The following is a 19,874-nucleotide window of genomic DNA, read 5'->3' on the forward strand; positions in this document are numbered from 1 at the left end:
AAATGGCTGGAATTAGGCTCGATAGATTGTCGCGACGACACGCGCCGGAAACATCCGGTTCGTAATGATGGCTCTTAGGTCTCGGAGTTCGGCAGTGGATCAATCGTCCTTTCAAAAACAGCTCGCCGCGTTGCGCGACCATCGCGCGGCGGCGCCCGCCAGCATGCGCCAGGCCTTCGCCGCCGATCCCAAGCGCTTCGTTACATTCTCCGCCACCGACGGCGACCTTCTGCTCGACTGGTCGAAATGCGCGGTCGACGCGCTCACCATGGACTTGCTGGAAAAGCTCGCCAAGGCGGCCGATCTCGAAGGCCGTCGCGACGCCATGTTCGCCGGCAAGAAGATCAACCTCACCGAGGACCGCGCCGTGCTGCACACGGCACTGCGCAACCTGACCGGCAAGGGCGTCACCGTCGATGGCCAGGACGTCAAGGCGGACGTCATGGCCGTGCTTGACGCCATGAGCGCCTTTGCCGATGCCGTACGCTCGGGCAAGGCGGCCGGCGCCACCGGCAAGAAGATCACCGACATCGTCAACATCGGCATCGGTGGTTCCGATCTCGGCCCGGCCATGGCGACGCTGGCGCTGGCGCCTTATCATGACGGGCCGCGCGCGCATTACGTCTCCAACATCGACGGCGCCCATATCCACGACACGCTGAAGGGCCTGTCCGCCGAAACCACGCTGTTCATCATCGCCTCCAAGACCTTCACCACCGTCGAGACGATGACCAATGCGCAGACGGCGCGCAAATGGGTCCAAGAGGCGCTCGGCAAGGAAGCGGTCGGCAAGCATTTCGCCGCTGTCTCGACCTCGCTCGACTTGGTGGCCAAGTTCGGCATCGCGCCGGATCGTGTCTTCGGCTTCTGGGACTGGGTCGGTGGCCGCTATTCGCTCTGGGGCGCGATCGGCCTGCCGGTGATGATCGCTGTTGGCCCGCGGAATTTTCGCGCCTTCCTCGATGGCGCGCACGAGATGGATGAGCATTTCCGCACCGCGCCCGTGCAGGAGAACCTGCCGACCCTTTTGGGGCTGGTCGGCTGGTGGCATCGGGTGATCTGCGGATATCCGGCGCGCGCCGTCATCCCTTATGATCAGCGCCTATCCAGGCTGCCGGCCTATCTGCAGCAGCTCGATATGGAATCGAACGGCAAGAGCGTCACCCTCGAGGGCACGGCGGCGGCGACGCCGACCGGGCCGCTGGTCTGGGGCGAGCCCGGCACCAACGGCCAGCATGCCTTCTTCCAGCTCCTACACCAGGGCACCGATTTCATCCCGGTCGAGTTCCTCGCGGCGGCGGTCGGTCACGAGCCCGATCTCAAGCATCAGCACGATCTGCTGCTCGCCAACTGCCTGGCCCAGTCGGAAGCGCTGATGAAGGGCCGCACGCTGGACGAGGCCCGCGCCCAGATGCTGGCCAAGGGCATGAAGCCGGCCGAGGTCGACAAGATCGCCCCGCATCGTGTCTTCTCCGGCAACCGACCCTCGGTGACCATTCTCTACCGCAAACTCGACCCGCGCACCTTCGGCCGGCTGATCGCGCTCTACGAGCACCGCGTCTTCGTCGAGGGTACGCTGTTCAACATCAACTCCTTCGACCAATGGGGCGTCGAGCTCGGCAAGGAATTGGCCACCGGCCTTTTGCCTGTCGTGGAGGGCAAGGAAAGCGCCGCTAACCGGGACGCATCGACCGCTGGTCTTGTGGGATTCATCCACCATTTGCGTGGATCGGAGTGAAAAGCTTGGCAGACATCAAGGGTATATTGTTCGACAAGGATGGAACGCTTGTCGACTTCAACGCGACCTGGCTCGGCGTCGCCGATTTCATGGCCATGGATGCGTCGGAAGGCGATCGCTGGAAAGCCGACAGGCTGCTGGCCGCCGCCGGCTTCGATTTCGCCAACAAGCGCTTCAAGCCTGATTCCATCTTTGCGTCGGGCACCAATCTCGACGTCGTCGAATTGTGGTTCCCGCGCCTGTCCAACGAGGACCAGATGCTTGCGGTTGCCCGCTTCAACGAGATCACCTCGGTGCAGGGCTCCGCAATGGCGGTGGCGTTGCCGGGCATCGTCGACACGCTGACGGCATTGCACAGGAAATCCTATCGGCTTGGCGTCGCTACCAATGATTCGACCAGCGGTGCGGAAAAGACCCTGGTCACTCTCGGCGTCGCCCAGCTGTTCGACGCCGCCTATGGCTACGACGCGGTCGCCAACCCGAAGCCAGCACCCGACACGATCCTGGCCTTCAGCGATCTCACCGGGCTGAAGCCGGCGGAAATCGCCATGGTCGGCGATAACAGGCACGACCTCGAAATGGCGCGGGCCGGTGGCTGCGGACTAGCGGTCGGCGTGCTCTCCGGCACCGGCACCCGCGAATCGCTGGCCGGCATCGCCGACGCGATCCTGGATTCGGTTGCCGATTTGCCCGACTTCCTGTCGGCACGGGTCAAGGAAACGACCTGACGGGCAGCGGCCGGGGCAAAATCAACTTGGGCTTTCCCGCCAGCGGCTGAGATGGGGTGGTGAGCCGAACGTCTGCAGTTAGTCGAAACCGACGGTTAGCTGCCGTTTTTCACTTCACCCCGCGACATAAGATGTGCGGGATTAGTATCCTGCGTGGTCGTTGCCACCGTGCGCGGCGATGAACATGGCGACGGCCGACCGGCAATAGGATTCGATTTCGTTGTCGTCCTCTGCTCTCGCCTCATCGAAGCGTGCGATAATCAGGAGATCGGATCCTTTGATAAGCGCGGCAAACAAGCGGGCGGACCGGAGAGGATCGGGCACGTTCAGAACCGCCTTCGCGTGTAACTGACGCAACAGGGCCTCGATTTGGGCGATGACATGGGCGGGGCCGGCTTCGTAATGGAGCTTGCTTAACGACTTTTGATTCGTCTTGTCGGCCATGATCATGGCTTCGACACTGCGGGCGTCCGGGCTCAACAGCGTGCGAAGCAGGGATGATCCCATCGCCATGAGCTGATCTTCGGCCGAACCGTCGACGCCTTCAGAAAGAGCCAGTGGTGCAAACTGATGGCAGTGGGCCGCGATGGCCGCGCTGAACAGCGCCTCCTTGTTCTCGAAGTGCCGATAGATGCTGAGCTTGGATATCTTCGCCCGTTGGGCGACCTTGTCCAATGTCGTCGCTTGAAAACCCAATTCCACAAAGAGTTCGCACGCGGCGTCGACTATCGTTTGGCCAAGCGCCTCGTTGGCGGGCCGGCCGCGCCGGGCCTGGCTGTTTTCGGTCACGATAATTCCAGTCCTTGACAGTATCCTAATTCTTGAATTACGATACCATGCAGTTTCATAAATATGCAAGCCAAAGAGTGGATTTTACCCTGTCCTCCAAATCAAGCTTCCCTGGGCCGCCCGGCGATATCGAATGCGGCATCGTCCGGCCGGTCAACACGGTGATCGGCGACTTTCTCGTCGATGCCGAAGCCTTGCTCGCTGCCCGTCTCGAGCGCGTATCGCTGGACGCTATTTCGCGCCAGGCCCAGCCCACCCCCCTCCAACCACAACACGGAGCCCATCACCATGGATGACGTCATCATCATCGGCGGCAGCTTTGCCGGTCTCGCCGCCGCCCTGCAACTCGGCCGTGCCCGCCGCAAGGTCACCGTTCTCGATACCGGCCTGCCGCGCAACCGCTTCGCTGGCCACTCGCATGGCCTGCTCGGCCACGATCACAAGCCGCCGCTGGACATCCTGGCCGAGGCGCGGCAGCAGCTGGCGCGTTATCCCACGGTCAAGCTGGTCAATGCCCGGGCCGAAAGCGTCTCCGGCGCCATCGACGATTTCTCCGTCCTCGCTGGCGATGGCGACCGCCTTGCGGCGCGCCGCCTGATCCTTAGCTATGGCGTCGCCGACCAGATGCCTGATGTTCCGGGCTTTGCCGAAGGTTGGGGCACGTCCATCGTGCCCTGCCCCTATTGCGACGGCTTTGAAGTCGCCGGCCAGCATTGGGGCCTCATCTGGTCCGGCCCGCAGTCGCACAATCAGGTCAGGCTGTTCCACGATTGGACCGACAGGTTGACCCTCTTCGCCGATGGTCACGACATTTCACCCGATATCCGGGCCGATTTGGCGCGCCGCAACATACCTGTCGTCGATGGCCGGATCACCGAGATCGCCCATCGCGGGGGCCATAATGCCACCGTCAAGCTCGATACCGGCCCCAATGTCTCGGTTGACATCTTGTTCGCGCATCCGCGCAACAAGCCGTCCGCAAGCCTGCATGAATCACTGGGCCTCGCCACGGTCAATACACCCCTCGGCATCGCCCTCAAGGTCGATGAGCGCCGCGAAACCAGCATGCCCGGCATCTACGCCGCCGGCGACCTCGCAAACCCCCTCATGGCCTCGGTCACTACGGCAACATCGCACGGCGCGACGGCGGGTATCTCCGCTCAGCAGTCGATGCTGGTTTGAGAGCATAGATTCCTACTCCGGTTACCGCGGGCCATCACGGAAAACCTCCTTTTGGGGGGCGCCTACGCCAGCAGATCAGCGGTGGTGCGATAGAGGCCCGTGGCAAGAAGATCGTCGGCGCAACCGCATCTGTTAGACTTGGCATGGCGCGTGAGGACGACCGTGACGTAGGCGACGTTATTGAGCGGGCGACGGCGCGCTCTGCTCGCGGAGAGCTGCTTCGAGCGACTTGAGCGGATACATCTGTATGGCGAAAAGTACAGTGGCGAATTCGGGGACGCTGAGCTTAGAAGTTAGCGCCGTCACGACCGCTTTCTGAACGTGCCTTTGATTGGATGATCGTCTGCGTTGAGGTCGAACTCGGTCATTCCGAGTGACTGGGTTTTGATCTCAGCGACAGCGGTCATCCGCTTCAAAGGAAAACACACCGCTCGGCTTCAGCGCGCTGTCTTTCGTCTGGCCGAAATCCGGCACCTTGTATTCGGCGAGCAGGTGCAGCCGTGATCGTGGCAAATAGGCGCGGCCGGGGTCGCCGACTAGGACCTCGATGCCGGCATTCAGGCAGCGTTCGAGAAAAGGCATGACTCGATCGGCGACGTCCTGTCCATAGAAGACATCGCCGGCAAGCACGAGGTCGACCATGGGTGGCGAACCCCTGGTGACATCGTCTCCGATCACGGTGATGGCGACGCCGTTGGCCGCCGCGTTGAGGGCGAGCGCAGCAACACCGTTGCGGTCGATCTCCGCGGCGATAACTTCGCGCGCGCCAGCCTTGGCGGCGGCAATGCCGACAAGGCCGGAACCCGCGCCGAGGTCGAGCACGCGGCGACCGGCCACCATTTGCGGGTGGTCCAATATGTGGCGCGCAAGCACCGCGCCGCCGGCCCAGGCATAGGCCCAGTAGGGCGGCCGCGGCTCGGGTCCATCGTCGTCCGCCTCGATCGTGTCGTCATCGGCGTCGGAGCTTTGGTGCGGATCGGTAAGCCGCCTCAGGCCGCTGGCCGGATGCGGCGTATAGAGCCGGATCTCGGGGAGCGATGGCACCGGGGCGAGGCGCATGTTCGCCCTGATGAACTCTGCCGGGTCTGGACTGCAGGGTGCATCCACGGCCTCAGGGCCGTCGGCTATCGTCATTCGCGCAACGCTCGCCGCAGGATCTTGCCGACCGGTGTCTTCGGCAGCTCGGTCCTGAACTCGATATATTTGGGCCGCTTGTAGCCGGTCAGGTTCTCGCGGCAATAGGCGGTGATTGCCTCGGCGGTCAGCGCCGGGTCCTTCTTGACCACAAACAGTTTCGGCACCTCGCCCGAATGCTCGTCCGGCACGCCGATCGCGGCCACTTCGAGCACGCCCGGATGCATCGCCACGACTTCCTCGAGCTCGTTCGGATAGACGTTGAAGCCCGAGACCAGGATCATGTCCTTCTTGCGGTCGACGATCTTGGTGTAGCCGCGCTCGTCCATGAAGCCCATGTCGCCGGATTTGAAGTAGCCGTCCTTGGTCATCACCTTGGCGGTCTCATCGGGCCGGTTCCAGTAGCCCGCCATCACCTGCGGCCCGCGGATGCAGATTTCGCCGACCTCGCCGAGCGGCAAGTTGTTGCCGTCATCGTCGCGGATGGCGATCTCGGTCGAGGGCAACGGCAGGCCGATCGTGCCGGTGAAGTCGCCGGAGGTGAACTTGTTGGCCGTGGCCACCGGCGAGGTTTCCGAAAGGCCGTAGCCTTCGGTGACCGAACAACCGGTCAGCGTTCTCCAGCGTTCCGCGACGCCCTTCTGCACCGCCATGCCGCCGCCCAGCGTCAGGATCAGCGGCTTGAAGTCGAGCTTGCGGAAATCCTCATTGTTGAGTAGTGCGTTGAACAGCGTGTTGAGGCCCGGAAAGATGTGCACGGGGTACTTCTGCAACTCCTTGACGAAGCCGGGAATGTCGCGCGGGTTGGGAATGAGCACATTGCGGGCGCCTTGCTGCATGCCCATCAGCGCGTTCACCGTCAGTGCGAAGATATGGTAGAGCGGCAGCGCGCAGATGAAGTTGGGGTGCGCGGGTTTCGGCTTGATCGTATAGGCGTCCTCCATCCATTGCGCGTTCTGCGCGACGTTGGCGAGCACATTGCTGTGCAGCAGCGTGGCTCCCTTCGAGACGCCCGTCGTGCCGCCCGTATATTGCAGGAACGCGACATCGTCGGCTGCCACCCTGGCCGGCTTAAAACCCATACCGGCGCCGGCCTTCATTGCGGCATTGAACTTGACATGGCCGGGCAGCGACCATGCCGGGACCATCTTCTTCACGCGGCGAACGACGAAATTGACGATGGTGCCTTTCAGGCCGCCGAGCAAGTCGCCCATCGAAGCGACCACGACATGCTTGACCGCCGTCCTGGCGATCACCGCCTGCAAGGTGTTGGCGAAGTTCTCCAGGATGACGATGGCTTGCGCACCGGAGTCCTTGAGCTGATGTTCTAGCTCGCGCGGCGTATAGAGCGGATTGATGTTCACCACGACATAACCGGCGCGCAAGACGGCCATCATCGCCACCGGATATTGCAGCACGTTCGGCATCATCAGCGCGACGCGCGCGCCCTTCTGAAGGCCTTTCGATTGCAGATAGGCGCCGAAGTCCGCCGACAGCCGCTCGACATCGGTGTAGCTGATGGACTTGTCCATGCAGGTGAAGGCGGGCTGGGCCGAAAACTGCTTGCAGGCAGCGACGAGGAAATCGCCGATCGAGTTGTATGGCAGGGCGCCGATTTCGGCCGGGACGTTTTTCGGATAGCTCTTGAGCCACGGCTTTTCCGGCAGGCCGGCGGCAAGCGCCGTCAGTGCATTCGGCAATCGCTTGGCGGCGGCAGGCTTCGCTGCCGGCGGGGCCTTGGCTGCAGCAGCCTTCGCCACCGGCTTGGCAGCTGCCGGCGTTGCCGCCGACACTGTCTTTCCGGCAACAGTCTTGTTCAAGGCCTTCTTGGTCGAGGCTTTGGCTGCCGGCTTTGTGCTTGCCTTCGCCGGCACGGTGGCTGCCTTCGGCTTGGCCGCGGCGGCTTTGGCAGCGGGTGTTTTCGGCTTGGCCCTGCCGCCGGCTGCTTTTGGAGCCGCCTTGGCTGCCGCTTTTGCCGGCGCCGGTGTCCTTGATGCTTTTGCCACCCGTTCCTCCCTCGACAATTCTTGTTCGTCCGCGCCGCGCTCGCCCCTGAATTGACAGAGACGTCCTCCGCTGCCGCCGCTATGCACCTATGTATTGCCTCTATGTATTGCCTCCATTGGCGACCGTGCAAGTCTTGCCCCTGCGGCAAGGCTGGAAAGATTTGCCGTCGAAAATCTTTCCTGCCGCCGACACTCCCAACCGCTGTCCCGCCGCACTCTCGGCCGCTCGGAGGCGCGCGCGGCATCGATTATCGTCAGATCGGTGATCAATAAAAAAATGCGATCGTTAATAATCCCGTGAATGGAAGAAACTGCTAATTTTTTCTGTCATTTAGTAAAATCGCGGATTTTTTTCCTGCTTCCCAAGGGGTAAGCAAACGGGGTGTTCCAAAGCCGGAAAAACGGTGCTTATATGCGCGCTTCGCGAGCCTGATAGAGGGGCTTGGAAGAACATCAGGGAGTGCTCAATGAAGAAGAAACTGACTTTTGCAGCCGCGTTGCTGGCTGCAAGCGTCCTGGGCGGCGTGGCCAACGCGAAAACTCTGGTCTATTGCGCGGAAGCTTCGCCGGAGGGTTTCGACCCGGCGCCGTATACCGCCGGCCAGACCTTCGACGCGTCGTCGCGCACCGTCTTCAACCGCCTTGTCGAGTTCGATCACGGCAAGACAACGACCTCGCCGGGCCTGGCTGAAAGCTGGACGATCTCCGACGATGGCAAGGAATATGTCTTCAAGCTGCGCAAGGGCGTCAAGTTCGCCGCCACCGACTATTTCACCCCAACGCGCGACTTCAACGCCGACGACGTGGTGTTCTCTTTCGAACGTCAGGTCGACAAGAACGGCCCGTGGTTCCAGTACATCCCGGGTATTGCCTATCAGTATTACAATGACCAGTTCGGCGACAACATCACCAAGGTCGAGAAGGTCGATGACCTGACGGTGAAGTTCACCCTCAAGGAACCGGCAATCACCTTCATTCCGACGCTGGGCATGGACTTCGCCTCGATCGTCTCCAAGGAATATGCCGACAAGCTGCAGGCGGACAAGACGCCCGAGCTGTTCAACCAGAAGCCGATCGGCACCGGCCCGTTCATCTTCGTCGATTACCAGACCGACGCGGCCATCCGCTACAAGGCCAACCCGGACTATTGGGGCGGCAAGCAGAAGATCGACGATCTTGTCTTCGCCATCACCACCGACCCGGCGGTGCGCGCGCAGAAGCTGAAGGCCGGCGAATGCAACATCATGTCATACCCGGCACCGGCCGACATCGCCGGCCTGCAGGCTGAACCGAGCCTGAAGGTCGACGAGCAGGAAGGCCTCAATGTTGGCGCGCTGATGTACAACACCCAGCAGAAGCCGTTCGACGACGTGCGCGTCCGCAAGGCGCTCAACATGGCCATCAACAAGAAGGCCATCATCGACGCCGTCTTCCAGGGTGCCGGCCAGGTGGCGATCAATCCGATCCCGCCGACCATGTGGTCGTACAACAAGGAAGTGAAGGACGATCCGTACGATCCGGAAGCGTCCAAGAAGCTGCTCGAAGAGGCCGGCGTCAAGGACCTCAAGATGAACGTCTGGGCCATGCCGGTGTCGCGCCCTTACATGCCGAACGCGCGCCGCACCGCTGAATTGATCCAGTCGGACTTCGCCAAGGTCGGCGTCACCGTCAACATCGTCAGCTACGATTGGGGTGAATACCTCAAGCGCGCTTCCGCGGTCGATCACGACGGCGCCGTCATCGTCGGCTGGACCGGCGACAATGGCGATCCGGACAACTTCCTCGGCGTGCTCCTGAGCTGCGCTTCCGTCGGTTCGAACAACCGCGCGGAATGGTGCAACAAGGACTTCGACGCGCTCATCAACAAGGCCAAGACCGTTTCGGATCAGGCCGAGCGCACCAAGCTCTACGAAAAGGCACAGGTCATCTTCAAGGAACAGGCACCCTGGGCGACGCTCGCTCACTCCAAGGTGTTCATGCCGATGCAGAAGACCGTCACCGGCTTCGCGATGGATCCGCTCGGTATCCATCGCTTCGACGGCGTCGATATCGCCGAATAAGGTTGCGAAACGGGGGCGTCACCGCTTGGTGGCGCCTCCACTCGCCCGCCATGCTGCGTTATATCCTCGGCAAGATCGCCCTCATCATCCCGACCTTCATTGGGATAACCATCCTCGCCTTTGGCTTCGTGCGCATCCTGCCCGGTGATCCGGTGCTGGTGCTTGCGGGCGAACGCGGCCTGTCGCCCGAACGCCACACGGCGCTGATGCACCAATTCGGCTTCGATCTGCCGATATGGCAACAATACCTGACCTATTTGACCAACATCCTGAGCGGCGATTTCGGCACCTCGTTTTCCACCAAGACGCCGGTGCTCAAGGATTTCCTGGTGCGCTTCCCGGCAACGGTCGAGCTCGCCATTTTCGCGATGATCTTTGCCGTAGTCCTGGGGGTCGCCGCCGGCATCTTCGCCGCCATCCGCCGTGGATCCTGGTTCGATCAGCTGACCATGGGCACCGCGCTGGCAGGCTATTCCATGCCGATCTTCTGGTGGGGTCTGCTGCTGATCATCGTGTTTTCCGGCACGCTGCACTGGACGCCGGTTTCCGGCCGCATCGATCTTCTCTATTTCTTCAAGCCGGTGACCGGCTTCATGACCATCGACTCGCTGATCTCGGGGCAGAAGGGCGCCTTCCGTTCGGCGCTGTCGCACCTCATCCTTCCCACCGTCGTGCTCGGCACCATTCCGCTGGCCGTCATCGCCAGGCAGACGCGGTCGGCGATGCTTGAAGTGCTCGGCGAGGACTATGTACGCACCGCGCGCGCCAAGGGCCTGGCACCGCGCCGCGTCATCGGGCTGCATGCCTTCCGCAACGCGCTGATTCCGGTCGTCACCACCATCGGCCTGCAGGTCGGCACGCTTTTGACCGGCGCCATCCTGACCGAGAGCATCTTCTCCTGGCCCGGCATCGGCAAATGGATGATCGACGCCATTTCCAAGCGCGACTATTTCACCGTGCAGGGCGGGTTGCTTTTGATCGCGTTGATCGTCATGTCGGTGAACCTCATCGTCGACGTGCTCTACGCCGTCATCAACCCACGCATCCGGGCCAACTGACATGAGCAACGAAGGCCCAGCCACCATTGAAGCCGTGACCGTCGTCAAGCAGCAGGACGCAAGGCTGCAGATGTTCGGCGAGTTCTGGCACTACTTCTCCGTCAACAAGGGCGCGGTGATCGGGCTCTTCGTCTTTGCACTGCTGATCCTGATCGCCATCTTCGCGCCGCTGCTGGCGCCGCATTCGCCCGACGATCAGTTCCGCGACTTCTTCCTGACGCCGCCGGCCTGGCAGGAGGGCGGCAACGCACAGTTCCTGCTCGGCACCGACGCCGTCGGTCGCGATATGCTGTCGCGGCTGATCTACGGCTCGCGCTTCTCGCTCGCCATCGGCTTCGTCGTCGTCACTTCAGCGCTGATCTCGGGCGTGATCCTCGGCCTGCTAGCCGGCTACTGCCGCGGCTGGGTCGACACGTTGATCATGCGCATCATGGACATTATCCTGGCCTTCCCGTCGCTGCTCTTGGCCCTGGTACTGGTCGCGGTCCTCGGCCCCGGCCTTGTCAACGCCATGATCGCCATCGCCTTTGTGCTGCAGCCGCATTTCGCCCGGCTCACCCGCGCCGCCGTGATGGCCGAGAAGACTCGCGAATACGTCATCTCGGCCAAGGTCGCCGGCGCCAGTCATCTGAGGCTGATGCTGGTCACCATCCTGCCCAACTGCATCGCGCCGCTGATCGTGCAGGCGACGCTGTCCTTCTCCAACGCCATTCTTGAGGCGGCCGCCCTTGGCTTCCTCGGCATGGGCGCGCAGCCTCCGACGCCGGAATGGGGCACCATGCTGGCCGAAGCCCGCGAGTTCATCCTGCGCGCCTGGTGGGTGGTGACCTTCCCGGGCCTCGCCATCCTGATCACCGTCTTCGCCATCAACCTTATCGGCGACGGCCTGCGCGACGCGCTCGACCCCAAGCTGAAGAGGTCGTGAGCGTGCCTCTGCTCGAGATCAAGAACCTTACTGTTTCCTTCGATACGGCGGCCGGACCGTTCATGGCCGTGCAAGGCATCGATCTCGCGATCGAGCCGCGCGAAGTGCTGGCGATCGTCGGCGAGTCCGGCTCCGGCAAGTCGGTGGCGATGCTGGCGGTAATGGGCCTGTTGCCCGACACGGCAACGGTCAAGGCCGACCGCATGGCCTTCGACGGCGTCGATCTTTTGGAGCTCAGCCCGTCCGAACGCCGCAAGATCGTCGGCAAGGACATTTCGATGATCTTCCAGGAGCCGATCGCCAGCCTCAACCCATGCTTCACGGTCGGCTTCCAGATCGAGGAGGTGCTGCGCTTCCACATGGGCATGGATCGCGCCCAGCGCCGGGCGCGTGCCATCGAACTGATGAAGCTGGTCGGCATCGCCGACCCGGAGGAGCGACTGAGCTCGTTCCCGCACCAGATGTCGGGCGGCCAGTGCCAGCGCGTCATGATCGCCATCGCCATTGCCTGCAATCCGAAACTCCTGATCGCCGACGAGCCGACCACCGCGCTCGACGTGACCATCCAGAAACAGATCCTCGATCTGCTGGTTTCGCTGCAGGCCAAATACGGCATGGGCCTGATCATGATCACCCACAATATGGGCGTGGTCGCCGAGACCGCCGACCGCGTTATCGTCCAGTACAAGGGCCGCAAGATGGAAGAGGCCGACGTGCTGTCGCTGTTCGAGTCGCCGAAGAGCAATTACACGCGGGCCTTGCTGTCGGCCTTGCCGGAGAACGCCGTCGGCGACCGGTTGCCGACCGTGTCCGACATGATGTTCGAGCCGGCGCCGTCGGCTGCGGGAGCCGCCTCATGAGCATCACCGTTCTCGAAGGCAAGAACATCGTTCGCGACTACCACATCGGTGGTGGCCTGTTCACCGGGCCGCGCACGGTCCATGCGGTCAAGGGCGTCTCCTTCAAGGTGGACAAGGGCAAGACGCTGGCCATCGTCGGCGAAAGCGGCTGCGGCAAGTCAACGCTTGCCCGCATCATCACGCTGATCGATCCGGCGACGGCGGGCGAACTGTTCATCGACGGCAACAAGGTCGACATCGCCAGGAACGCATTGACGAAGGAGATGCGCCGCAAGGTGCAGATCGTCTTCCAGAATCCGTACGGATCGCTCAATCCGCGCCAGAAGATCGGTGACGTGCTGGGCGAGCCGCTGCTGATCAACACCGACAAGCCGGCCGCCGAGCGTCGCGACCTGGCGATGAAGATGCTGAAGAAGGTCGGCCTCGGACACGAGCACTACAATCGTTATCCGCACATGTTCTCCGGCGGCCAGCGCCAGCGCATCGCCATTGCCCGCGCGCTGATGCTCAACCCGAGCCTGCTGGTGCTGGACGAGCCGGTCTCCGCGCTCGACCTTTCGGTGCAGGCGCAGGTGCTCAATCTGCTCGCCGACCTTCAGGACGAATTCCAGCTGACCTATGTCTTCATCAGCCACGACCTGTCCGTGGTGCGTTACATCGCCGACGATGTGATGGTGATGTATTTCGGCGAAGCGGTCGAATACGGATCGCGCGACGAGGTCTTCGCCGACCCCAAGCACAGCTATACCCGGACGCTATTCGCGGCCACGCCGCGCGCCGACGTCGCATCGATCAAGGCGAGGTTGGCGAAGAAGAAGGCGGCTTGACGTCTCTTCGTCGTCCCAGGGCCTTCGCCGCGTCGCTTCGCTTCAGGATGACGACGCTGGAGTGGCCGCCTCACGACAGCTTGGCGATGATGGTGCGCAGCGCTTCGCCGAAGCGGTGGATCTCATCGACCGTGTTGTAGTGGACCAGCGAGGCGCGGATGGCGCCGCTGTCCATCGAGAGATTGAGGCGCTTCATCAGTCGCGGCGCGTACATGTGGCCGTCGCGGATGCCGATCTGCATCTCGGCCATTTCCTCGACGATCCGCTGCGGCGACAGTTTGCCGATGTTGAAGCAGAAGGTCGGCACCCGTTCCACAATGCGGGCCTCGTCGGCAACGCCATAGATGGTCGCGCCGCAACCTTTCAGCACAGCAAGCATCTCGCGCGCCAGCACCAGCTCGTAGTCGCGGATGGCGCTCATGCCGGCAACGATGTTGTCGCGCCGCGAGCGGTTGTTGGAGGGCGCAAGATTGCGGCCGATCAGTTCCAGATACTGCACGGCCGCATCCATGCCGGAGACGTTCTCGTAGATGAACGTGCCCGCCTCGACCTTGTAGGGCGGCTCGTCGGGGATGAAATCCTCGCGGAAGGTCGGCAGCCGCTTCAGCGTTTCGAAACGGCCCCACAGGAAGCCCATATGCGGCGAGAAATTCTTGTAGCCGGAGCAGACGAGATAGTCGCAGTCCCAGGCCTGCACGTCGATCAGCCCGTGCGGCCCGTAATGCACGCAGTCGAGGAACACCTCGGCACCGGCCGCGTGCGCGATCCTGGCCACCTCGGCGACATCGACGATCGAGCCGATCGAGTGCGCGGTCACCGTGCACGCGACCAGACGGGTGCGGTCGGAAACGAGCGGGCGCAGATCGTCGACATGCAGATTGCCGTCCTCGCGCATCCGCCACCATTTGAATTTCGCGCCAGCGGACTCCAGCGCCAGCCATGTCGCGATGTTGGCGTCGTGGTCCATGTCGGTGATGACGATCTCGTCGCGCTCTTGAAGCATCTGGCCGATGCCGAGGCTGACCAGGCGGATGAACGAAGTGGCGTTCATGCCGAAGCAGATTTCCGCTGGGCTGTAAGCGTTGATCAGCAGCGCGACGCTTGTCCGGGCATCTGCGACCGACTGGTCGACGGTGACGCTGCGGCCATAGCGGCCGCCGCGCTGCACATTGTGCGAAACCAGATGGTTGGTCACCGCGTCGAGTACGCTCTGCGGGATCTGGGCGCCTGCGGCATTATCCAAGAAGATGAAATCGCCGGCCCGTTGCAAGGCGGGGAACATGGCGCGGATGGTGTGGACGGGAAACGCGGTTGCGCTCGCATTGTCGGTCTGGTGCTTGTTCACGGGTAGGCTCCTGCGAAGGACTTGGAGGGATCGGTTGGCGAGGTCAGCGCTTCTTTTCGGTCTTGAAGCGCTCTTCAAGCAGGCTGACGAGGCGGACCATCGGCCAGAGGAAGATGAGATAGACAAGCGCCGCGCCGATCAGCGGCGAGGGGTTGGCATAGAGCGACTGCGCGTTGGTCGCTTCCTTGAGCAGTTCCGGCAGCGCCACGGTGGAGGCGAGCGAGGTGTCCTTGAACATCGAGACGCAGTTGCTGGTCATCGGCGGGATGACGACGCGGATCGCCTGCGGCAGCACCACCTTGCGCAAGGTCAGCAGGAACGGCAGGCCAAGCGCCTGCGACGCCTCGAACTGGCCACGCGGAATGCTTTCGATGCCGGAACGGAACACTTCCGCCGAATAGGCCGACATGATGAAGGCGAAGGCAGTCACCGCCGATGCCCAGGACGACAGGCGGATGCCGAGGAAGGGCAGCGCGTAGTAGATCAGGATCAGCACGACCAGCACCGGCAGGGCGCGGAAGATGTCGGTGTAGCCGACCGCGAGCCAGCGCAGCGGCTTCGGCGCATAGAGTCGCACCAGGCTGATCACCAGGCCGATGGGGATGCCGATGCCGATGCTCAGAATGCCGAGCAGCAGCGTGTTCAGGAAGCCGCGCAGCAGCGCCGGCAGGCTGGACATGATGACATCGGGGTTGAAGAAGGTGTCGAGCAGCGACATAGGAGCGTTCCCGAACCCCAGAGCAAAGAATGCTCGCGTTAAAATCAATTGACCTCACCGACGGCGGGGTGTCTGCGGCGGAAGCCGGCGCCAGGGCGTGAAATGAATCGTGCCGGCCTGGAAAGCCGGCACGATGTCAATGCATTGCCGCTCAGGCCTTCGGCAGCGGCATTTCCTTCATGGTCGAAGAGTCGGCGGGCGCGTCGCTGCCGAACCACTTCTTGTGGATCGCGGCCAGCGTGCCGTCCTTCTTCATCGCGGTCAGCGCGTCGTTCAGCTTGTCGAGCAGCGGGTGGTCCTTGGTCAGCATCAGGCCGTATTGTTCGCCGGTCTTGATGCGTTCCTTGACGATCAGGTCCTTCATCTTGGTGAAGGAATATTCCATGCCCGGAATGTCGCTGACGGCGGCGTCGACGCGTCCGGCGCTGAGGTCGAGCAGCAGGTTCTGCTGCGTGTCATAACCCTTCACGTCGCTGAAGCCGTCGGCTTCCTGATGCGCCTTGACCCAGGTCTCGCCGGTCGAGCCGGACAGCACGCCGACGATCTTGCCCTTGAGGTCGGCTTCGGCCTTGATCGCGCTGTCGGTCTTGGTGGCGATGCCCATGTCGGAATCATAGTATGGCTGGGTGAACGACTGCGACTTCAGCCGCTCCGCCGTGATGGTGATCGACGAGATGGCGACATCGATGCGCTTCGACGTGGTGGCGGCGAACAGCGCCTGGAAGCCGAGATCGGTGATGTCGGTGGTCATGCCGACGCGCTTGGCCGCTTCGTTGACGATGTCGACTTCAAAGCCCTCGAAGGTGCCGCTCTCGTTCTTGTATTCGAACGGCGGATTGGTCGGGTAGGCGCCGACATTCAGCACATCGGCGGCATAGGCGGTGGCGGGGCCGGCGGCGATGCCGATTGCGGCGGCGAGAAGAAGCAATTTGCGGCGAGTGAAGCTCATCTGTGTTCCCTCTGTTGTTGATCGGGCGGGTTGCTCCCGCACGGTTTTTTGCCGCCCCGCTTCAGGCAGGGCGTCAATTCATGGCAGCGACCATGCGGTCGAGCGCGGTCGCTATCTGGTCACGTTCACGGCAGACGCACATCCGGAGGAAGGCCGTGGCGATGTTCTCGGTGTGCAGGTCGCGGATCTGGGCGCGCGCACCATCGAAGGCATAGCGCGCGCTAGACGATGACTGGGGCACTATGAACGACAAGGACTGAAACCCCTCCCACCACGATGGACTGGCAAGCAAGCCCCTCCGGCACGGCAATCGCCATCGATTTTGGAATGCTTATCCAAAGTGCCGCGGTTTTCAAGGCGAAAGTTTTAAGCTTAAAAAGTTTGACCGGATTGTTGCCCGGCCGATACGCCCTTGGCCGTGCTTGTGTCGCGCAAGTTCGGCTACGCGTCGTAGAAAGAACCTTCGGCCGCACCAGCCTCGAGAACCCATCTCCCTTTTTCGTCCTGCCCAAATCCATATCCGCAAACCATCGCAAGGCGAAGCTATTTCATGCTTGAAATATTTTTGCGGGGCCGTAGCGTGCGATCTTCGCCGGGAGGTCGCGACATGAACAAACCACATCCCTTGCACGGCCCGAACAGACTGAAGCTCGGCGTTTTTTCGACCAATGCCGACGGCGGCCTTGCCATCACCGATGTGCCGGAACGCTGGACGGCGAGTTGGCAGGACAATCTGGCGGCGGCGCGGATTGCCGACCGTGCCGGGCTGGAGTTCATGCTGCCGATCGCGCGCTGGCGCGGCTTCGGCGGCCGCAACAAGGTGCGCGAATGGTCGTTCGAGACCTTCACCTGGGCGGCGGCCCTTGCCATGGCCACCGATCGGATCGGCCTGTTTATGACCGTGCACGTGCCGCTGGTGCATCCGCTCTATGCCGCCAAGGCGCTGGCGACGGTCGACCATATCAGCCAGGGCCGCGCCGGCTTGAACATCGTCTGCGGCTGGAACCCGAAGGAATTCGGCATGTTCGGTACGCCCCTGGTCGAGAAGGGCTACGACCAAGCGGCCGAATGGATCGAGATCCTCGAAAAGCTTTATGCCTCGGCCGAGCCGCTCGACTATGAAGGCACCTATTATCGCCTCAAGGAAGCCGTCAGCCGGCCGGCCAGTCTGCAGGTTCCGCGCCCGGTGACGATGAACGCCGCTTTCGGCGGACCGGGCCGGGATTTCGCCGCCGCCCGATGCGACTATCTCTTCACGACCTTTTCCGAGATGAGCGATGCCGGCAAGCATGTCGCCGATATCAGCGAGCGGGCCGACAAGGCGGGCCGGGATGTCGGCGTCTACACCGTGGCGCATGTCGTCTGCCGCCCGACGATGGAAGAGGCGCAGGCCTACTATACGCGCTACGCGGTTGAGATGGCCGACCATGCTGCGGTCGATGCCCATATGGCGAGCAAGAAGGAATTCTCGCAATCGCACGACCCGCATGCCTATGACCGTTACCGGCAGCGTTTCGCCGGCGGCGCCGGCACCTACCCGCTGATTGGAACCCCCGAGACGATCGCCGCCGACATGGCCGCCATTGCCGGGCACGGCTATCAAGGCATCGCGCTGTCCTTCGTCAATTACACGCAGGAGCTGCCCTATTTGTGCGATAACGTGCTGCCGATATTGAGACAGGCGGGCCTGCGCGAATAGTGGTGGTGCTCAGGGATCAGCTACCCTGTGGCAGCCAGGATTTCATCGTCAGCTTCGATGATTATCGCGAACATTCGGATTTAGCCGAAGCCTTCCCAACGTCGTCATCCCAGGGACGGAGCTTCGCTCCTGCGCCGCCCGTGGATGACGAAGTGATGAGCGTTTACTCCGGGATAACGGCGGTCGCCTGAATCTCCACCTTGGCGCGGTCCTCGACCAGTGCCATTACCTGCATGGCGGCCATCGCCGGAAAGTGCCGGCCGATCACCTCGCGATAGGCCTCGCCGATCCCCCTGAGATTGGCGAGGTATTCGGCCTTGTCGGTGAAATACCAGGTCATTGAGGTGATGTGCCGCGGCACCGCGCCGGCTTCCGCCAGCACCGCCACGATGTTCTGAAGCGTCTGCTTCACCTGGCCGACAAAGTCGTCGGTCTCGAACTGGCATTGGCCGTTCCAGCCGACCTGTCCGCCAACGAAGACGAGCCGCCCGCGCGCCGCGACGCCATTGGCGTAGCCGACGGGTTTTGCCCAGCCTTCCGGCTGCAGAATCGTGTGCATTCAAAACCTCCCGGTACCCAAAAACCAAGTCTCGAAATCGCTCGTCAATTTCCTACCGTCAGGCCGCGCCCATCACCTGCCGCGCAATCACCACTTTCTGCACGTCGGAGGCACCCTCATAGATGCGCAGCGCGCGGATCTCGCGATACAGGCTTTCGACGATATGGCCTTTGCGGACACCGTCGCCGCCATGCAGCTGCACTGCCCTGTCGATGACGCTTTGGGCGTGGTCCGTCGCGTATAGTTTCGCCATGGCCGCCTCGCGCGTCACCCGCGCGGCCCCCATGTCCTTGGTCCAGGCGGCGCGATAGACCAAAAGGGCTGCCGCATCGACGTCGAGCGCCATGTCGGCGATATGGCCCTGCACCATCTGCAGTTCGGCCATCGGGGCGCCGAACAGTTTGCGTTCGCCCACGCGCTTGATGCTTTCATCCAGCGCACGTCGGGCAAAGCCGAGTGCCGCCGCACCGACGGTCGAGCGGAACACGTCGAGCACCGACATGGCGATGCGGAAGCCGTCGCCTGGTCTGCCGATCAGCGCCGAGGCGGGCAGGCGAACCTGGTCGAAAGACAGCCGCGCCAGCGGATGCGGCGCGATCACTTCCAGCCGCTCGGCAATGCCAAGACCCTTGACGTCGCCCGGCACGAGGAAGGCGGAGAGCCCCTTGGCGCCCGGCGCCTCGCCGGTGCGGGCAAAGACGACATAGAGATCGGCGATGCCGCCATTGGAGATCCAGGTCTTTTCGCCGGAGAGAACATAGCTTTCGCCGTCACGGGTCGCCGTCATTTCCGTATTGGCGACGTCCGACCCAGAGCGCGGCTCCGACAGGGCAAAGGCTGAGATCGCCTTGCCGGCGCGCGTCTTTGCCAGCCACTGCTGCTGCTGCGGCGTGCCGAACAGGCTGAGCGCGCCGGTGCCGAGCCCTTGCATGGCAAAGGCGAAATCGGCCAGCCCGTCATGGCGGGCGAGCGTCTCGCGGGTGACGCACAAAGTGCGGACGTCGAGTGGTCCCGGATTGTCGGTGTCGAGAGCCGTAGGCCTCAGCCAGCCGTCCTGGCCAAGCTTAGTGACCAGCTCGCGGCAGGCGGCATCTACATCATGGTGATCGACCGGCAGGTTTTTTGAGCACCATGTCTCGAGACGTTCGGCCAGTTCGCGATGGCGGTCCTCGAAGAATGGCCAGGAGAGGAAGGAACGGTCAGGCATTGGCGCGCCCTCGGTTTTCGTCGCGCTCCGTCGCACCCCCCTCTGCCCTGCCGGGCATCTCCCCCGCAAGGGGGAGATTGGCAGCCTCGT

Annotated in this window: 20 protein-coding genes; 11 read left to right on the forward strand and 9 right to left on the reverse strand. The window is 62.7% G+C overall.

What is annotated here, in order from left to right:
- Window positions 1-67 precede the first annotated feature (67 nt).
- Both pgi and NKG99_RS26930 read left to right on the forward strand, forming a co-directional pair.
- The gene (gene pgi / locus NKG99_RS26925) at window positions 68-1,738 is read left to right on the forward strand and encodes a glucose-6-phosphate isomerase (RefSeq protein ID WP_352872073.1); all 1,671 of its coding nucleotides are present in this window, start codon (window positions 68-70) and stop codon (window positions 1,736-1,738) included.
- Between the two features lie 5 nt (window positions 1,739-1,743).
- Window positions 1,744-2,466, forward strand: a complete 723-nt coding sequence (locus tag NKG99_RS26930) for an HAD family hydrolase (protein ID WP_352872034.1) — start codon at window positions 1,744-1,746, stop codon at window positions 2,464-2,466.
- A gap of 141 nt (window positions 2,467-2,607) precedes the next feature.
- Here the strand turns inward: NKG99_RS26930 and NKG99_RS26935 are convergent, their stop codons facing one another.
- Window positions 2,608-3,255 (reverse strand): TetR/AcrR family transcriptional regulator, encoded by a 648-nt coding sequence (locus tag NKG99_RS26935; RefSeq protein ID WP_352872035.1) that lies wholly within the window; start codon window positions 3,253-3,255, stop codon window positions 2,608-2,610.
- 32 nt (window positions 3,256-3,287) lie between these two features.
- Between NKG99_RS26935 and NKG99_RS26940 the strand changes: the two genes are divergently transcribed.
- Window positions 3,288-3,551 (forward strand): hypothetical protein, encoded by a 264-nt coding sequence (locus NKG99_RS26940; RefSeq protein WP_352872036.1) that lies wholly within the window; start codon window positions 3,288-3,290, stop codon window positions 3,549-3,551.
- Window positions 3,544-4,437 carry an NAD(P)/FAD-dependent oxidoreductase gene (locus NKG99_RS26945; RefSeq protein WP_352872037.1) on the forward strand — a complete coding sequence of 298 codons (894 nt, stop codon included), beginning with the start codon at window positions 3,544-3,546 and terminating at the stop codon, window positions 4,435-4,437. The genes NKG99_RS26940 and NKG99_RS26945 overlap by 8 nt, the downstream gene beginning before the upstream one ends.
- A gap of 390 nt (window positions 4,438-4,827) precedes the next feature.
- Here the strand turns inward: NKG99_RS26945 and NKG99_RS26950 are convergent, their stop codons facing one another.
- Complete coding sequence (locus NKG99_RS26950; RefSeq protein WP_352872038.1) at window positions 4,828-5,571, reverse strand: class I SAM-dependent methyltransferase; 744 nt, start codon at window positions 5,569-5,571, stop codon at window positions 4,828-4,830.
- Window positions 5,568-7,577, reverse strand: a complete 2,010-nt coding sequence (locus tag NKG99_RS26955) for a long-chain fatty acid--CoA ligase (RefSeq protein WP_352872040.1) — start codon at window positions 7,575-7,577, stop codon at window positions 5,568-5,570. Before NKG99_RS26955 ends, NKG99_RS26950 begins: the two co-directional genes overlap by 4 nt.
- A gap of 467 nt (window positions 7,578-8,044) precedes the next feature.
- Between NKG99_RS26955 and NKG99_RS26960 the strand changes: the two genes are divergently transcribed.
- The 5 genes from NKG99_RS26960 (at window position 8,045) to NKG99_RS26980 (ending at window position 13,307) form a co-directional block, all read left to right on the forward strand.
- Complete coding sequence (locus NKG99_RS26960; protein WP_352872041.1) at window positions 8,045-9,637, forward strand: ABC transporter substrate-binding protein; 1,593 nt, start codon at window positions 8,045-8,047, stop codon at window positions 9,635-9,637.
- A gap of 50 nt (window positions 9,638-9,687) precedes the next feature.
- Window positions 9,688-10,695: an ABC transporter permease subunit gene (locus NKG99_RS26965; protein WP_352872042.1), complete on the forward strand. Its 1,008-nt coding sequence runs from the start codon at window positions 9,688-9,690 to the stop codon at window positions 10,693-10,695.
- A gap of 70 nt (window positions 10,696-10,765) precedes the next feature.
- Entirely contained in the window at window positions 10,766-11,620 is an 855-nt protein-coding gene (locus tag NKG99_RS26970; protein ID WP_352629965.1) for an ABC transporter permease subunit, read from the forward strand.
- 2 nt (window positions 11,621-11,622) lie between these two features.
- A complete protein-coding gene (locus tag NKG99_RS26975) occupies window positions 11,623-12,480 on the forward strand; it encodes an ABC transporter ATP-binding protein (protein WP_352872075.1) in 858 nt (285 codons plus the stop codon).
- The gene (locus NKG99_RS26980; protein ID WP_352872043.1) at window positions 12,477-13,307 is read left to right on the forward strand and encodes a dipeptide ABC transporter ATP-binding protein; all 831 of its coding nucleotides are present in this window, start codon (window positions 12,477-12,479) and stop codon (window positions 13,305-13,307) included. Before NKG99_RS26975 ends, NKG99_RS26980 begins: the two co-directional genes overlap by 4 nt.
- 70 nt (window positions 13,308-13,377) lie before the next feature.
- On the opposite strand, the gene NKG99_RS26985 is transcribed toward NKG99_RS26980, so the two are convergent.
- From NKG99_RS26985 to NKG99_RS27000, 4 genes are all read right to left on the reverse strand, one after another.
- On the reverse strand, window positions 13,378-14,652 hold the full coding sequence (locus NKG99_RS26985) for a cysteine desulfurase-like protein (protein WP_352872044.1): 1,275 nt from the start codon (window positions 14,650-14,652) through the stop codon (window positions 13,378-13,380).
- 43 nt (window positions 14,653-14,695) lie between these two features.
- Entirely contained in the window at window positions 14,696-15,370 is a 675-nt protein-coding gene (locus tag NKG99_RS26990) for an amino acid ABC transporter permease (protein WP_126067529.1), read from the reverse strand.
- A 151-nt stretch (window positions 15,371-15,521) separates the two neighbouring features.
- Complete coding sequence (locus tag NKG99_RS26995; protein ID WP_352872045.1) at window positions 15,522-16,319, reverse strand: ABC transporter substrate-binding protein; 798 nt, start codon at window positions 16,317-16,319, stop codon at window positions 15,522-15,524.
- Window positions 16,320-16,392: 73 nt separating this feature from the next.
- Complete coding sequence (locus NKG99_RS27000; RefSeq protein WP_352872046.1) at window positions 16,393-16,572, reverse strand: hypothetical protein; 180 nt, start codon at window positions 16,570-16,572, stop codon at window positions 16,393-16,395.
- A 23-nt stretch (window positions 16,573-16,595) separates the two neighbouring features.
- Here NKG99_RS27000 and NKG99_RS27005 point away from each other — a divergent pair, with 23 nt between their 5' ends.
- Both NKG99_RS27005 and NKG99_RS27010 read left to right on the forward strand, forming a co-directional pair.
- A complete protein-coding gene (locus NKG99_RS27005) occupies window positions 16,596-16,877 on the forward strand; it encodes a hypothetical protein (RefSeq protein ID WP_352872047.1) in 282 nt (93 codons plus the stop codon).
- Between the two features lie 49 nt (window positions 16,878-16,926).
- Window positions 16,927-18,018, forward strand: coding sequence for an LLM class flavin-dependent oxidoreductase (locus tag NKG99_RS27010; RefSeq protein ID WP_352872048.1), 1,092 nt, complete (start codon window positions 16,927-16,929; stop codon window positions 18,016-18,018).
- 163 nt (window positions 18,019-18,181) lie between these two features.
- Here NKG99_RS27010 and NKG99_RS27015 read toward each other — a convergent pair whose 3' ends face one another.
- Window positions 18,182-18,577 (reverse strand): RidA family protein, encoded by a 396-nt coding sequence (locus NKG99_RS27015; protein ID WP_352872049.1) that lies wholly within the window; start codon window positions 18,575-18,577, stop codon window positions 18,182-18,184.
- A gap of 58 nt (window positions 18,578-18,635) precedes the next feature.
- Window positions 18,636-19,784 carry an acyl-CoA dehydrogenase family protein gene (locus NKG99_RS27020; protein WP_352872050.1) on the reverse strand — a complete coding sequence of 383 codons (1,149 nt, stop codon included), beginning with the start codon at window positions 19,782-19,784 and terminating at the stop codon, window positions 18,636-18,638.
- Between the last annotated feature and the right edge of the window lie 90 nt (window positions 19,785-19,874).

It is taken from the genome of Mesorhizobium sp. M1409 (genome assembly GCF_040317535.1).
Taxonomy (GTDB): domain Bacteria; phylum Pseudomonadota; class Alphaproteobacteria; order Rhizobiales; family Rhizobiaceae; genus Mesorhizobium.

Coding starts and splice junctions, on each gene's coding strand:
- pgi (WP_352872073.1), top strand. CDS start 68: ATGGCTCTTAGGTCTCGGAGTTCGGCAGTGGATCAATCGTCCTTTCAA.
- NKG99_RS26945 (WP_352872037.1), top strand. CDS start 3,544: ATGGATGACGTCATCATCATCGGCGGCAGCTTTGCCGGTCTCGCCGCC.
- NKG99_RS26950 (WP_352872038.1), bottom strand. CDS start 5,571: ATGACGATAGCCGACGGCCCTGAGGCCGTGGATGCACCCTGCAGTCCA.
- NKG99_RS26960 (WP_352872041.1), top strand. CDS start 8,045: ATGAAGAAGAAACTGACTTTTGCAGCCGCGTTGCTGGCTGCAAGCGTC.
- NKG99_RS26965 (WP_352872042.1), top strand. CDS start 9,688: ATGCTGCGTTATATCCTCGGCAAGATCGCCCTCATCATCCCGACCTTC.
- NKG99_RS26970 (WP_352629965.1), top strand. CDS start 10,766: ATGTTCGGCGAGTTCTGGCACTACTTCTCCGTCAACAAGGGCGCGGTG.
- NKG99_RS26980 (WP_352872043.1), top strand. CDS start 12,477: ATGAGCATCACCGTTCTCGAAGGCAAGAACATCGTTCGCGACTACCAC.
- NKG99_RS26990 (WP_126067529.1), bottom strand. CDS start 15,370: ATGTCGCTGCTCGACACCTTCTTCAACCCCGATGTCATCATGTCCAGC.
- NKG99_RS26995 (WP_352872045.1), bottom strand. CDS start 16,319: ATGAGCTTCACTCGCCGCAAATTGCTTCTTCTCGCCGCCGCAATCGGC.
- NKG99_RS27005 (WP_352872047.1), top strand. CDS start 16,596: ATGGACTGGCAAGCAAGCCCCTCCGGCACGGCAATCGCCATCGATTTT.
- NKG99_RS27010 (WP_352872048.1), top strand. CDS start 16,927: ATGAACAAACCACATCCCTTGCACGGCCCGAACAGACTGAAGCTCGGC.
- NKG99_RS27015 (WP_352872049.1), bottom strand. CDS start 18,577: ATGCACACGATTCTGCAGCCGGAAGGCTGGGCAAAACCCGTCGGCTAC.
- NKG99_RS27020 (WP_352872050.1), bottom strand. CDS start 19,784: ATGCCTGACCGTTCCTTCCTCTCCTGGCCATTCTTCGAGGACCGCCAT.